Annotated in this window: 13 protein-coding genes; 7 read left to right on the top strand and 6 right to left on the bottom strand. The window is 74.7% G+C overall.

Going from position 1 to position 13,643, the window contains the following annotated elements:
- Window positions 1–18: 18 nt before the first annotated feature.
- From ACZ59A_RS16945 to ACZ59A_RS16930, 4 genes are all read right to left on the bottom strand, one after another.
- Window positions 19–801, bottom strand: coding sequence for a PTS sugar transporter subunit IIAB (locus ACZ59A_RS16945; protein WP_470959257.1), 783 nt, complete (start codon window positions 799–801; stop codon window positions 19–21).
- Window positions 731–2,395, bottom strand: a complete 1,665-nt coding sequence (locus ACZ59A_RS16940; protein WP_470959254.1) for a sodium/solute symporter — start codon at window positions 2,393–2,395, stop codon at window positions 731–733. The genes ACZ59A_RS16945 and ACZ59A_RS16940 overlap by 71 nt, the downstream gene beginning before the upstream one ends.
- Complete coding sequence (locus ACZ59A_RS16935) at window positions 2,392–2,799, bottom strand: hypothetical protein (RefSeq protein WP_470959251.1); 408 nt, start codon at window positions 2,797–2,799, stop codon at window positions 2,392–2,394. The genes ACZ59A_RS16940 and ACZ59A_RS16935 overlap by 4 nt, the downstream gene beginning before the upstream one ends.
- 228 nt (window positions 2,800–3,027) lie before the next feature.
- On the bottom strand, window positions 3,028–4,329 hold the full coding sequence (locus tag ACZ59A_RS16930; protein WP_470959248.1) for a PucR family transcriptional regulator: 1,302 nt from the start codon (window positions 4,327–4,329) through the stop codon (window positions 3,028–3,030).
- A 279-nt stretch (window positions 4,330–4,608) separates the two neighbouring features.
- Here ACZ59A_RS16930 and ACZ59A_RS16925 point away from each other — a divergent pair, with 279 nt between their 5' ends.
- Window positions 4,609–5,370, top strand: a complete 762-nt coding sequence (locus tag ACZ59A_RS16925) for a dienelactone hydrolase family protein (RefSeq protein ID WP_470959245.1) — start codon at window positions 4,609–4,611, stop codon at window positions 5,368–5,370.
- Between the two features lie 53 nt (window positions 5,371–5,423).
- Window positions 5,424–6,227 carry a lytic polysaccharide monooxygenase auxiliary activity family 9 protein gene (locus tag ACZ59A_RS16920; protein ID WP_470959242.1) on the top strand — a complete coding sequence of 268 codons (804 nt, stop codon included), beginning with the start codon at window positions 5,424–5,426 and terminating at the stop codon, window positions 6,225–6,227.
- A gap of 53 nt (window positions 6,228–6,280) precedes the next feature.
- On the opposite strand, the gene ACZ59A_RS16915 is transcribed toward ACZ59A_RS16920, so the two are convergent.
- Window positions 6,281–6,727, bottom strand: coding sequence for a spore-associated protein A (locus ACZ59A_RS16915; RefSeq protein WP_468045553.1), 447 nt, complete (start codon window positions 6,725–6,727; stop codon window positions 6,281–6,283).
- A 200-nt stretch (window positions 6,728–6,927) separates the two neighbouring features.
- On the opposite strand from ACZ59A_RS16915, the gene ACZ59A_RS16910 reads away from it, so the two are divergent.
- From ACZ59A_RS16910 to ACZ59A_RS16890, 5 genes are read left to right on the top strand one after another with little or no spacing between them, the layout of a single operon-like run.
- Window positions 6,928–7,956: a 3-oxoacyl-ACP synthase III family protein gene (locus tag ACZ59A_RS16910; RefSeq protein ID WP_470959239.1), complete on the top strand. Its 1,029-nt coding sequence runs from the start codon at window positions 6,928–6,930 to the stop codon at window positions 7,954–7,956.
- Window positions 7,953–8,696, top strand: coding sequence for a glycosyltransferase family A protein (locus ACZ59A_RS16905; RefSeq protein WP_470959236.1), 744 nt, complete (start codon window positions 7,953–7,955; stop codon window positions 8,694–8,696). The genes ACZ59A_RS16910 and ACZ59A_RS16905 overlap by 4 nt, the downstream gene beginning before the upstream one ends.
- Window positions 8,696–10,264, top strand: a complete 1,569-nt coding sequence (locus ACZ59A_RS16900; protein ID WP_470959233.1) for a class I adenylate-forming enzyme family protein — start codon at window positions 8,696–8,698, stop codon at window positions 10,262–10,264. Before ACZ59A_RS16905 ends, ACZ59A_RS16900 begins: the two co-directional genes overlap by 1 nt.
- 26 nt (window positions 10,265–10,290) lie before the next feature.
- The gene (locus ACZ59A_RS16895) at window positions 10,291–11,415 is read left to right on the top strand and encodes a cytochrome P450 family protein (RefSeq protein WP_470959230.1); all 1,125 of its coding nucleotides are present in this window, start codon (window positions 10,291–10,293) and stop codon (window positions 11,413–11,415) included.
- Window positions 11,412–12,374, top strand: coding sequence for an NAD-dependent epimerase/dehydratase family protein (locus ACZ59A_RS16890; protein ID WP_470959227.1), 963 nt, complete (start codon window positions 11,412–11,414; stop codon window positions 12,372–12,374). Before ACZ59A_RS16895 ends, ACZ59A_RS16890 begins: the two co-directional genes overlap by 4 nt.
- Here ACZ59A_RS16890 and ACZ59A_RS16885 read toward each other — a convergent pair.
- Entirely contained in the window at window positions 12,349–13,551 is a 1,203-nt protein-coding gene (locus tag ACZ59A_RS16885; protein ID WP_470959224.1) for a LacI family DNA-binding transcriptional regulator, read from the bottom strand. The two genes, ACZ59A_RS16890 and ACZ59A_RS16885, sit on opposite strands and share 26 nt — an antisense overlap.
- Window positions 13,552–13,643: the final 92 nt, after the last annotated feature.

Raw genomic sequence — 13,643 nt, 5'->3', positions numbered from 1 at the left:
GATCCACTGTTCCCGTCGTCAGACGTCGTACGTGTCCCGGAGCACCGCGTCGATCTCCGCGGTGCTCGTGAAGTCCTGAATCACCTTCACCGGCCGTCCCACGTCGCCCAGGGTCCTGGCGATCTCGCGGGAGGTGAGCAGGGCCACGGCCTCGGACGCCTTGCCCTTCGCGGAGATGGTGTCGGTGGCCTCCACGGTGACGTAGGCCGACCACCCCCAGCGGTCCAGGACCTGTTCCAGGGTGTTCTTGAGGAAGAGGCTGGTGCCCACGCCGTTGCCGCACACCGTGAGGATCTTGTGCAGGGAGGGCCCGGCCGCCCGTGGCTTCCCGGCGGCGGGGCCCGGCCGTTCGCCGTCGCCGCCCAGCACGGCGCGCAGCGCTTCGGGGGTGGGCGCCGCGGCGAGGGCGGCCGCGGCGTCGGGGTCGCCGAGCAGCCGGGCCAGGCCGGCCATCGCGGAGGTGTGCGCGCCGGAGTCCTTGGCGGCGAGGGCCACGACCAGGGTGACCGGATCGTTGGTCTCGTGGCCGAACGCGACGGGCTCGGCCAGGCGCACCCAGGACATGCCGGTCGTGCGTACGGCGGGAGAGGGCCGGGCGTGGGCGAACGCGACGCCGGGGGCGACGACGATGTACGGCCCGTTCTCCTCGACGCTCGCGATCATCTCGGCGGTGTACTCGGCGGTGGTGAAACCCGCGTCCACCATGAGCCCGCCGGCGACCGCTATCGCCTCACGCCAGTCCGCCGCCCTCGCGTCGAGCCGCACGCACCCGACCGGTAGCAGATCTATGAGTTCGTCCATGGCGCGAAATCCTCGCATCCTCGCCCTGCTCTCCAGGTGGCGAGGGGTCCTCGAGGTGCGGCCGGCCGCCGAAGCGGGAGCCTGCCCAGCCCAGCAGGAAGCCCGTCGGGATGGTGATCAGGCCCGGGTTGCGCAGCGGGAACCAGTGGAAGTCGCGGTCGGGAAAGACCGCGAGGGCGCCGCCCGAGACCGCCGGGGAGAAGACGATCGTGAGGAGGGTGAGGCCGAGGCCGCCGTACATCGCCCAGCGCATGCCGGTCACCGTGAAGCCGCGCCACATCGTCCCGTACAGCAGGACCGGGAGGAGCGCGGAGGCGGCGGCGGTGAAGGTGAAGGAGATCAGGATCTGCCGGTTCCAGGCTTGAGTCACCATCGCGAGGGCGACGGCCACCACGCCGACGCCCACGATCGCCGCGCGGGCCGCTGCCAGTTCACGGGCCGGGGAGAACCGTTCCGGGAGCATGACCTTGGCCAGCACGTCATGGGCGAGGGAGGCCGCGGCGGCGAGGGTGAGCCCCGCGACGGCCGCGAGCGTGGTGATGACGACCGCGCAGGCGACGAGGGTGAACAGCAGGCTGCGGTGGGCCGCCTCGGCCCCCGGGTCGAGCGCGCGGGTGAGCAGCAGCAGGGAGTTGGTGCCGGTGGGGTCGGCGGCACGCAGCGCCGGGAGGCCGACGATGGCCGTGGCACCGGCGCCGACGATGACGATCAGCCCGCCCAGCACGGCGACCGCGCCGACGGCCCAGGTCGTGGCGGCGCGGGCGGCCCGCGCGCCGCGGATCGGGTGGAGCCGCATGGTGATGTGCGGCAGACAGGCCGCGCCCACGGCCAGCGTGAGCTGGATGCTGATGACCTCCAGCTTGCCGGTTGCCGACTCGCCGAACTGGCGGCCGGACTCCCAGAAGGCGTCGCCGTAGCCGCTCTTGTCGGCCGCAGCGCCGAAGAGGCTCGCCGGGTTCCAGTCGAAACGCTTGATAACCAGCACGGCGAGCAGGATGAACGCGCCGAGCAGGATGACGGTCTTGAGGATCTGGATGAAACCGGTGCCCTTCATCCCGCCGAGGGCGGCGTAGCAGACCATGAGGGAGCCGATGAAGATGGTGCAGCCGGTGACCGACGCGCTGCCGGGGATGCCGATCAGCAGGGACATCATGTCGCCCGCGCCGTTGAGCTGGACGGTGAGCAGCGGCATGGTGACCACCAGCACCAGAACGGCGGTGCCGATACGGGCCGGGCGCTCGCTCAGCCGCTCGGACAGCACGTCGCCCAGGGTGTACCGGCCGCGCCCGCACAGGGGCCCGGCCATCAGCAGCATGAACAGCAGGATCGACACCACGGTGGACATGGTGATGAGGACACCGTCGAATCCGGCGATGGCGATGGTGCCGGTGGTGCTGAGGACGGTGGCGGCCGAGATGTAGTCGCCCGCGATGGCCAGGCCGTTCTGCATCGGGCCGAGCGCACCGGTGCCGACGTAGAACTCGGACGGGTCGTCGCTGTCGGTGGCCGCCAGGATGCACAGCAGGAACGACACGGCGACGAAGCAGGCGAACAGCACGAACGCCAGGGTTCTCGGCTCGAAGTCGCCGCTCATCGCTCTCTCTCCTGGGCGTCCTCGGCGGGGGCCCGCCGTTCGGCCCGTACCAGGACGGTGACCAGGACCGCCGCGTCGGCGCCCACCAGCAGGGCGCCCACCGTGAAACCGCCGCCCGCCCCGATGCCGATCCCTCCGCCCGCGGTGCAGTTGACCACCACGGCGGCCAGATGACAGGCCAGCGCGGCGCAGGCGGCCCGCGCGGTCCATGGCCACGGCCGCCGCCACGGCGAGCGCCGCGCACGGCGCTCCCCGCGGTGGTCGGGGCGGGAGTCGGGGTGCGGACGGGAGTCGGGGTGCGGGCCGGGGGGCGGGCCCATCGCCTCCGGCGGCCGCGGTGGCATGACCTCGGCGGTGCGCACCGGGCGCGGCTGTGTGGCCTGCCCCCATGCGTGATCGGACATGTCGTGCTCCTCGTGGCGGATCCGTCCGGTACGGGTGGGACGGGACCGCCACGACAGCAGCTCACCGGGACCGCCGTACAGCCCGTCGGGAGACCGCGTGGCAGAAGCACATGATCCACTGACGGCCGTTGTGCACGCCCACACTCTTCGTGGCCGCGAGGGGCCGCTACCGGCGTTCCCGGCCGCAAAGGTCCATACCGCAGCCCCACGGCTCCGGCCGGAGCGACCTCAGAGGGACAGCAGCCCGTACGCCGCGAGGGCGAGCGACAACTCGACGACGTCGCGCGGGCGGTGCAGCGTACGCCCCGTCAGCTGCTCGTAGCGGCGCAGCCGGTTGAGCACGGTGTTGCGGTGGCAGAACAGCGCCCGTCCCGCCTCGCGCGCCGAGCCGTCGGCCTCCAGCCAGGCCGTCAGGGTCGTCAGCAGCACGTCCCGGTCGGCGGCTTCGAGCGCCAGGACCGGGCCGAGCATGCGGTCGGCGAGCGCGGTGGCCAGGTCCGGAGAGGACACCACCAGGGCCTCCGGGTAGTGCTCCTCCAGCAGCGCCGCCCGGCCCGCGGCGGGGCATGCCCGCAGCGCCGTATCGGCGAGCAGGCGGGCGACGTTCACGGAGGCCAGGCCGGTGACGGCGGGGCTGACTCCGGCGCGGGCGCCGGGCGGGACGGTGAGCTCCCGCGCCACCTCCTGGGGGTGGACGTCCCCCAGGAGGACGATCGCGTAGGCGGTGGACTCGCCCGTGTGCCACACCGTGCGGCCACCGCCCTCGATCTCCGGCGGGCGCGGCACGCCGGGGCCGGAGCCCTGGTGGTCGAGCGCGACGACGGCGTAACGCCCCTGCTCGGGCAGGCCCAGCACCTCCTCCGCCTCGGGAAAGTCGCTCACCCGGGCGGTGCCCTCCAGCAGCGCCTCGATGATGATCCGGAACCGGTTCTCGCGGTGCCAGGCGAGCTGCCGTCCGACCTCGTGGTACGCCTCGGAGACGAGCGTGCAGTGCTCGTCGACGAAGTTCCAGACGTCGGTCGCCACATGCACCAGCCCCCGGGCGCCCACCGGGTCCTCGCGCGAGGCGGTCTCGACCAGTTCGTCCCAGACGACGGTGCACCCGATGCGGAAGCCGTGCAGCAGCGCGTCCAGCGGCAGGCCCTGGGCCGCGCGGTCGGCGCCGATCCGCCAGGAGACGGAGCGGGCCGGTTCCCGGGTCTCCTTCGGGTACAGCAGGGAGCGGACGTTGTTGGACAGCGAGTCGTTGACATCCCGCCACAGCTCGTGCGGATCGATGGCCGCGGCGCGGTAGACGGGTTCCCGCTCCTGCATCAGGGCGACCACCTCGTCGGTCAGCCGGGGCAGTTCGTCGATGAGGACGCGGGCGGTCCGGTGCAGCAGCGCGATGGCCTCGGGGTCGGCCCGCGAGCGTATGGGCGGGCGGGCGGCGGGCATCCGGGGCAGCGCCCGGGCCCTGTCGGCAGACAGTCGGCTGGCGGAGCGACCGGCGGCGGGGCCGACGGCGCGGGAGCCGGTGACTGGGTGCATGACGTTCCTCCACCTTTGACGTGCGATGTGCCGCTCAACGCGGCATCATGAGGCCCGGTCCGCTCAGGGTCCAGGGCTCCACCGCTATTGCATCATCGGCATACCGCCTGGTCGGTGTCTTCGGACAATTCCCTTCGCCGCCGTCGCCGTCAGATCCCCTCGGTGTCATCTCCGCCGGGCCGCCGGAGCCGGTCCGCGGCGCGCCGGGAGCACGGCGGTACGGTGGGGCCGCGCCGACTGTGGTGGCCGGTGCGGACGACGAGAGAGAAAGGTGCGGCAATGGCTTCCGCGCACGGCACCTCCCTGGACATCCCCACCCCCGACGGGGTTGCCGACGCCTACCTGGCCCATCCCGACGACGGGAATCCGCATCCCGGCGTCCTGCTGTACCCCGACGCCTTCGGGCTGCGCGCCTCGGTCGAGGAGGCGGCGAAGCGCCTCGCCGGGCACGGCTACACCGTGCTGGTGCCCAACGTCCTCTACCGCGCCGGGCGGGCGCCCGTGGTGGATCTGCCGGAGTTCATCGACCCCTCGCAGCGGTCGGACATCTTCGAGAAGCTCGGCCCGCTGATGCGGGCGCACACGCCCGAGGTGGCGATGCGGGACGCCGGTGCGTACCTCGACTGGCTGGCCGCCTCTCCCCTGGTGGCAGACGGCCCCGTGGGCAGCGTCGGCTACTGCATGGGCGGGGTGCTGGCGGTACGCACCGCGGCGGCCCTGCCCGAGCGGGTCGCGGCCGCGGCCAGCTTCCACGGCGGCCATCTGGTGACGGACGCCCCGGACAGCCCGCACCGGCTCGTCGACCGGGTGTCGGCGGAGCTGTACTTCGGCCACGCCGACCAGGACCCGTCGATCCCGGCGGACCAGATCGCCGTGCTGGAGCAGGCGATGGACGCGGCCGGGGTGCGCTACGGCAGCGAGGTGTACGAGGGCGCCCACCACGGGTTCACCCAGGTCGACACCGCCATGTACGACGCCGCGGCGGAGGACCGGCACTGGCGGGAGCTGCTGGGGCTCTTCGCGCGCACGCTGGGGAAGTAACCCACCACCGGCGGCCGTTGAACGCACCGCCCCTCCCGCCCGTACTCCCCGGCATGACCGCGTATCGCCTCGCCGCCTCGGCCGCCTTCGCCGGAACCGCCTCGCTGCTGCTCACCGCGGTGGCCGCGGGCCCCGCCCTGGCCCATGGGGCACCGGTGGATCCGGTCAGCCGTACGGTGGCCTGCTCGCCGGAGGGCGGGCGGGAGGCGCGGTCGGCGGCCTGCCAGGCGGCGAAGGCGGCCGGGGGCGCGGCGTTCGAGGAGTGGGACAACCTGCGCATCGCCGATGTGAACGGACGGGACCGGCAGCGGATCCCGGACGGAAAGCTGTGCAGCGCGGGCCTCGACGGATACCGGGGGCTGGACCTGCCGCGTGCGGACTGGCCCTCGACGCGGCTCGCTCCCGGCGCCGATCTCACGCTCGACTACAGCTCCACGATTCCGCATACGGGGACCTTCGAGCTGTATCTGACCAAGCGGGGCTACGATCCGACGCGGCCGCTGAAGTGGTCCGATCTCGACGCCAAACCGTTCGCGAAGGTGAAGGACCCGGCGCTGACCGACGGCGCGTACCATCTCAAGGCGAAGCTGCCGTCGGACCGTAGTGGCCGTCAGCTCCTGTACACGATCTGGCGCAACTCCAGCACCGCGGACACGTATTACTCCTGCTCGGACATCGTGCTCTCCGCCGGGGCGAAGAAGAGCGACGCACCGGCGCGCGCCGACCGCACTGACCCCGCCGAACGCGCCGAGGAGACCGGCGACGGCGGCGCCGCGATGCCGCTGGTCGCGGGCGGTTCGGCCGCCGCGGTACTGACGGCCGCCGGGGTGTTCGTGACACGGCGTCGCCGCCGCTGAGTGGCAGCGGCGGCGACCCGTCGGGTGGTGATGCGTGAGCAGGGCTGTGCGGACTACCAGCCCTTGGTCACCCGGTGCTGCGTGAGGGACGCGCAGTTCGACCCGTAGGTCCAGGTCGACTGGTTGTCGATGCCCCCGGCCCAGTCAACGCACTTGCCGCGCCCGTAGTCGTAGATGGGACCGGCGTAGGACTTGTACAGGCCGCTGTCCTCCTGCCCCTGGTCCGTGCCGTTGACGTAGAGGTACGCGAACATGTTCTTCGCCGCCCCCGCCGTGTTCCGGACGGTGACCACACAGTTCTTGCCCTTGGCGGAGTTGTACGTCAGGAAGACGGTGCCCTGGGTGCCGATCGGCGCCGAGTTCACCACCTTGTACCCGCTGCCGCAGGCCCCGTTGTACGAAGCCTTGACCGCCGCCGAGGCGGACGGGGCCAGGACCACGGTGCCCGCGACGGCGGACGCCAGGACCGCGGTCGCGGCAACATAGCGCGAAATCTTCATATTTCCCCCTTGTAACCCTAGAACGCTTTTTGCGTCGTCTAGGAGACATGTGGAGTCCCAGGATGGTTGTACGGGAATCTGCGGGGATCAATCGGGATCAACGGGGACCGTCCCGCGCGCGCCGAACGCCCCGGTCCCGGGGGCGGCTTTTGAGTACGCGTACTCATGTCGCCGCCGGTCACGCCGATGATGCTGACCCCATGCCCAGTTCACCGGCCATGCCCGCACGTCTCCCTCGGGTGGGGATCACCTCCGTCGGCTCCTGGCTGCCGCGGCGGCGGCTCTCCTCCGAGGAGCTGCGCGGTGAGGTGGCACGCGGCAGCGGACTTCCGCTGCCGCGAGGGGTGTTCGAACGGGCGACGGGAATCGGCGCGCGGCGGATCGCGGCGGACGGGGAGTACGCCTCGACGCTCGCGATCGGCGCCGCCCGGCGGGCCCTGGACCGCGCCGGGCTCGACCCGCTCGACATCGACCTGCTGCTCTTCGCCTCCGCGACCCGCGACATGGCCGAACCCGCCACCGCACACGTGGTGCAGGCCGCACTCGGCTCCCGGGCCCATGCGCTGGACGTCACCAACGCCTGCAACAGCTTCGTCAACGGCATCGACATGGCACGCGCGATGATCCTCGCCGGGCGTGCCACCCGGGCGCTGGTGGTCACCGGCGAGACCCCGAGCCGGGCCGTGCGCCGCGCCCCCAGAGGCCCTGCCGCGTTCCGGGACGCCTTCGCCGGTTACACCTTCGGCGACGCGGGTGCGGCGGTGGTGATCGAGCCAGTGGACCGCGGCGGCATCCTCGACGTGGACAGCCGGACCCACTCCGAACACTGGGCCGCCGGTGGCATCTTCGGCGGTGGCTCCCGGCATCCGCGCGACGAGGAGCAGACGTACTTCCACGGCGACGGCGCCCAGCTGCGCACCGTGTTCGAGAAGGTGGGCGTGTCCGTCCTGGACCGGATGCGGCACCGGACCGGTCTGGAGTGGCGGGACTTCGCGCGGGTGCTCGTCCACCAGGTGACGGTGCCGTATCTGGAGCGGTTCATCGAGATGACCGGGGTGCCCCGGGACAAGCTCGTCGTCACCGTCGGCGAGTTGGGCAATGTGGCCAGCGCGTCGCTCGGGGTGCAGCTGGACCGGGTGCACGGGCGGCTGACGCCGGGCGACCGGGTGCTGTTCGTCGGTCTCGGGGGCGGCGTCAGCGTCATGACGCTCGTATGGGAGGCGTCATGACCCGGATGTGGGTCGTGGTTCCGGCCCATCAGGAGGCCGCCCGGATCGGCGCCACGCTCGCCGCGCTCGCCGCACAGCACGACCGCGACTTCACCCTGCTGGTCGTCGACAACGCCTCCACCGACGCCACCGCGGACATCGTCCGCCGCTTCGCCCGGCGCGCCGCCTTCCCCGTCCTGCTGCTGACGGAGCCGGCGAAGGGCGTGGGCTGCGCCGTGGACACCGGGTTCCGGTACGCGATCGGGCACGGCGCCGAGATCATCGCCCGCACCGACGCCGACTGTCTGCCCCGGCCCGGCTGGACGGCCGCCGCGCGGGCCGCGCTGGGGGCCACCGAACGGGGCATGGCCTGCGGCGCGCTCACCGCACGCCGCGACGAGCACGGGCCGCTCGGCCGGGCCGCCTTCCGCGCCCTGGTGTTCCTCGCGGCCCTCTTCGGGCGGCTGCGGCCCGCGCACCGCAGGGCGCACGGGTATCTGACGCCGTACCGGATGCACGCGGGCAACAACATGGCCATCACCGCCGGGCTGTACCTCGCCGCCGGTGGCATGCCGCGGCGCCCCTCCCCCACCGACCGGGCGTTCCTGAACCGGGTGCGCCGCCACACCACCGCCATCGCCCGCTGCGAAGGGATGATCGTGGAGAACTCCACGCGACGGCTGCGCGCCTACGGCGTCGTCGGCACCGCCCGCTGGTACCTCGACAAGGGCAGCGGGCACCACGGGGAGGACCCGCGCTGATGCTCGACCGTCTCACACACACGCTGCGGACCCATCCGCACCGCCCCGCCGTCCTGGGCTGCACCCGCACGGGCGCGCCCCGGGTGCACGCCACCCGCGGGGAGGTGGCGGACCTCGCCGAGGCGTACACGGCCGGGCTGCGGGCCCATGGCCTGATCGCCGGGGACACGGTGGGCCTGGCGATACGGCCCGGGCCGCGGGCGCTCGCCGCGATGCTCGCCGCCCACCGGCTGGGGCTGCGGGCCGCCGTCCTGGACCCGTCCGTGGGCCCCGATGTGCTCAGCGCCCGGCTCGCGCTGGCCCGGCCCGCCCTCGTCCTCGCCGACGCCGCGGCGCAGGCCGTGGCGGGGTGGGCCCGCCCGCTGGCCCGGCGGGCCCGGCTCGCGCTGCCCGATCTCGCCACGCTCGGGCCGGTGGCCACGCTGGGGCGGCGGCTGCCGGGGTGCGCGCCGCCGCTGGACCTGTCCGCGTCGCGGGTGGCGCTGCCCACCGAGGGCGACGACGCCGCGGCGGACGCGGTCATCGTCTTCACCTCCGGTACGACGTCCCGGCCGCGGGCCGTGGTGCACTCCCGGGCCGGGCTCGCCGCCGGGATGCGGTCGGTGGCCGAACTGGTCCAGCCCCGGCCGGACACGCCCGTGCTCGGCGGCACCTTCTTCGTACTGCTGCCCTCGCTGGCGCGGGGCGCCCCGGTCGCGCTGCCCGCCCGCGCGCCGCGCGTCCTGGCCCGGCAGCTCGGCCGGCTGGCCCCGCAGGCCACCTATCTGACGCCGCCGCAGCTGCGGGCCGCGCTCGCCGCCTCGGCCCGCTTCACCGGCCGGGTCTGGACCGGCTCGGCACCGGCCGGGGCGGAGCTGCTGGCCCGGGTCAAGCGGGCGGGGGCGGACGAGGCGTGGGGGGTGTACGCGCTCACCGAACTGTTCCCGGCCGCCGTCGTCGAAGCGGCCGAGAAGGCGGCCTTCGGCGGGACCGGCGATCTGGCCGGGGCACCGCTGCCGGGGGTCCGGGCCCGGGTCGACGGCATGGCCCCGGGACAGGGCGAACTGCTGCTGTCCGGGCCCGCCGCGCGCCACCGCTATCTGGGCGAGGCTCCCGACCCCTGGGTGCGGACCGGCGACCGGGCCCGCTGGGAGGGCGGCCGGATCGTTCTGGAGGGGCGGCTGAAGAACATGGTGCTGCGCGGTGCCGAGAACATCTACCCGGGGCTGTACGAGCCGTCGCTGCACGTCCCCGGCGTCGAACTGGCCCTCCTCGTCGGCGTCCCGGACGGCGAAGGGGACGAACGGCTCGTGGCGCTCGTCCAGCCGAGCCCCGGCGCCGACCCGCGCCGGGTGCGCGCCCTGCTGGCCGGACCGCTGGAGCGGATGGGCTCCGCCCGCCCCGACGCGGTGCTCCTCACCGACATCCCGCTCACCGGCCGCTCCCGCAAACCGGACCGCGCGGAGGCGGTCCGGCTGGCGGCGGCCCAGTGGGACGGCCATGCCGCGCCCGGCCCCGTACGCCGCCGCCGGCCACGCCGCCGGGCGGACGGCACCCGGGGCGCCCGCCGGTCGGACAGCCCGTCATGACTCCGCCGGGCATGACGCCACCGGGCATGTCTCCGTCGAAACGGGCCTACCGGCGGGCCCGCCGCCGGGACGGTCGCGTCTACCGGGCGGCGCACCCGGTTCTCCTCGCCGTGCTCGCCGCCACCCGCGCCCGCCCGGCCGTGCGTCTCGGCTCCACGGTCCTGGTCCACGACGCCGACGCCTGTCGGCACGTACTCACCCGGGTCCCGCTGGACCGTACGGCCGAGGGCTCGACCGGTGGCGCGGCGCGCGCCGCGCTGTCCGGGCCCGGGGCGCGGGGGCTGCTGTTCGACCAGGAGGGCGGCGGCCACCGCGCGACGCGGCGGGGGCTCGCCGACGGCCTCGGTGCGGCCGGGGTGGAGCGGCTGCGCCCGGTGTGGCGCGCCGTTCTCGACCGGCGGCTCGGCCCGCTCACGGAGCCCGGCGGCACGGTGGATCTGGTGGCGGTGGCGCGCGAAGTGGCGGGGGCCACGGTGTGCGCGCTGCTGGGCCTCGACGCGGATCCGCGGGCCGTGGCGTCGGCCGCCGCGGGCGCCGCGGCGGCGGCCGTACGGGACCATCTGCCGGGCCCGCGGCGCCCCGGGCGCGAGGGCGGCGCGACGGCAGCGGCGCGGCGTCTTCAGGTCCTGCTGGCCGCCGAGGGGCGGGACGACGGTGCGCTGCGCGCGATGCTGGCCACCGCCGCCGTCACCACCACGGTCGCCGCGCTCCCCCGCGCGGCGGCCTGGTGCGCCGACGCCGGGCTGTGGCAGGACGCCGCGGACGACGGGCTCCGCCCGGCGCTGGTGGCCGAACTCCTGCGCGTGGTGGCCCCGTCCCCCGTCCTGCCGCGGGTCGCCGCCGCCGATGCCACCGTGACGGGGGTGCCGGTCCGGCGCGGCGACCGGATCTTCCTGGTCGCGCGGCACGCCGTACGGGCCCATCGCGCGGGCCCCGACGCCCGCTGCCCGGTCGAACCGGCCGTCTCCCAACTCGTCTTCGGCGCGGGCCCGCACGCCTGCCCGGGCGCGCCGCTGGCCCGGGCGCAGCTCCAGGACACGCTCGCCGCGCTGTCCCCGTACCGTCCGGCCGTCGTCCGCGCCCGCGCGGACCGCCATGCCGCGCTCCCCGGCTGGCGGGAGCTGACAGTCCGCGCGCGGAGGCGCCCGTGACCGGCCTCGGCGGGCTCAGGGTCGCCGTCACCGGGGCGAGCGGCTTCTGCGGCGCGTACATCGCGCGGGCGGTCGCCGCCGCGGGGGCCGAGGTGCTGTGCGTGGGGCGGCGCGGCGGGCCGGTGGGGCGGCATGTGCGGTGGGACGCCGCGCGGGAGGTGCCCGATCTCACCGGGGCGGACCTGGTGGTGCACTGCGCGGCGGCCGTCGGGGATCCCGTGGCGGGGTCGGCGGCCGAGGAGGAGATGCGGGCCGTCAATGTCGAGGGCGCGGCCCGGCTGCTGCGGGCGGCGGGCGGACGTCCGGTGGTGTGGGTGAGCAGCGCCAGCGTGTACGACCCGCGGCCCGGCCGGCGCCTGGTGGGCGAGGACCATCCCGTCTCCGGCCAGCTGAACGCGTACGGCCGGACGAAGGCGGCGGGTGAACGGCTGGCGCTGGCGGCCGGTGCGGTCGTGCTGCGGCCACGGGCCGTGTACGGGGCGGGCGACCCGTATCTGGTGCCCCGGCTGCTGGAGCGGATCCGCGGCGGGCTCCTGCTGCTGCCGGGGCCGGATGTGACGCTCAGCCTCACGGCGGTCGAAAACCTCGCCGACGCCTGTGTGGCCGCCGCCGCGGGCTGGCCGCCGGGCGCGTACAACATCGCCGACGCCGCCCCGTACCGCCGCGACCGGGCGATACGCGAGGTGCTGCGCGCGCACGGCCGACAGGTCCGCATCGGCCATCTGCCGCGCCCCCTCGCCATGGCGGCGGCCCGGGGGCTGGAGGCCGCCGCGCGCCGCCGCCCGACCGCCCGGCCGGTGCTGACCCGCTACGCGGTGGACCAGCTCGCGCACACCGTCGTCCTCGACACCGCCAGGGCCCGGGGGCGGGGATGGGTCCCCCGGCGGGCCCTCGGTGACTACGTACGGCGCGTCGAGGAGACGTTTCCCCGGGTCAGGCCGGTGTGCTGGCGCGGATGACGAGACGGGTGGGCAGCTCCGGCGGCGCCGCCCCGGCCACGGGGGCGGGCGGGACGGTGGCTGCGCCCTGGTCGGACCGGTGGTCGGCGCGATGGTCGGAGCGGTGCTCGCTGTGCTGGTCAGTGTGGTCGAGGAGCAGCCGGGCCGCCGATTCGCCCTTCTCCACGGTGGGCTGATGGACCGTGGTGAGGGGGACGACGGCGGTGGCCGCCGCGGGAATGTCGTCGTAGCCGATGACGGCCAGGTCACCGGGCACGGCGAGACCGTAGTCCCTTACGGCCGCGCACGCGCCGAGCGCGAGGGTGTCGGAGACGGCGAGCAGCGCGGTGGGGCGCGGGCCCGGCGCGGTGAGCAGGGTGTGGACGGCCGTGCGGATCGCCGCGATGTCGTTCCTGCCGCATTCGATGACGGTGAGATCCGTGAACGGCAGCCCCGCCTCGGCCCAGGCGTCGCGGTAGCCCAGCAGCCGACGGCGCAGGATCGCGCTGGTGGTGGCGAGCGCCTGGGGCCAGGTGGCCGGGCCGAGCCGTGGCTGCACGGCGAGCCTGTCGACCAGGATCACGGCCCGCCGGTGGCCGAGGCCGACCAGATGGCGGGCGGCGCGCCGGGCGCCGCCGAAGTCGTCGACGGTGACGAATCCCGCCCAGGCGTCGCCGAAGCGGTCCCGGCCGGTGTCATGGCCGGGCGAGTCCACGGCCAGCACCGGAAGTTCGCGCTTGACCAGGATGTCGAGACCGGGGTGGTCCTCCTCCACGCTGTACAGCAGCGCGGCGTCGATCACCGCCTTCTCCAGCGCCGCGAGCGGGGCGTCGGCCACCTGCTGGACGGGAGCGGTGGCGTGCCGGGCGAGCGGTCCGACGGCGGGCGGCAGGGCGAGCAGGGTCATGGTGGTGCGGCGCCGCTGGAACTCGCGGGCCACGCCCTCCAGGAAGGCGGTGGCGGCCGGATCGGCGAAGGCCGTCTCCAGCGGAAGCGGCAGCACGACCCCGACGGTGCCGGTGCGGCCGCGCCGGAGCGACGCGGCGGCCGGGTCGGGGCCCGCGTAACCGACCTCCTCCGCGGCCTGGAGCACGCGTTCGCGCATGGTGGCGGAGAAGCGGCCGGTGTCGTTGAGGACGTTGGAGACGCTCATCACCGAGACGCCCGCCGTGCGGGCCACATCCTTCAGCGTCGCCATCCGCTCTCCCGGTTTGCTCCGGCTTCTCGTGATCGCTTGCCGCTCACCCCCATCCTATGACACTGTGCTTTATCGATACATCAACGGTGATG

The organism is Streptomyces sp. NPDC040405, from assembly GCF_055595765.1.
Note: the sequence above shows the minus strand (reverse complement) of the source record. Positions and strands in the feature narration are given on the sequence as shown.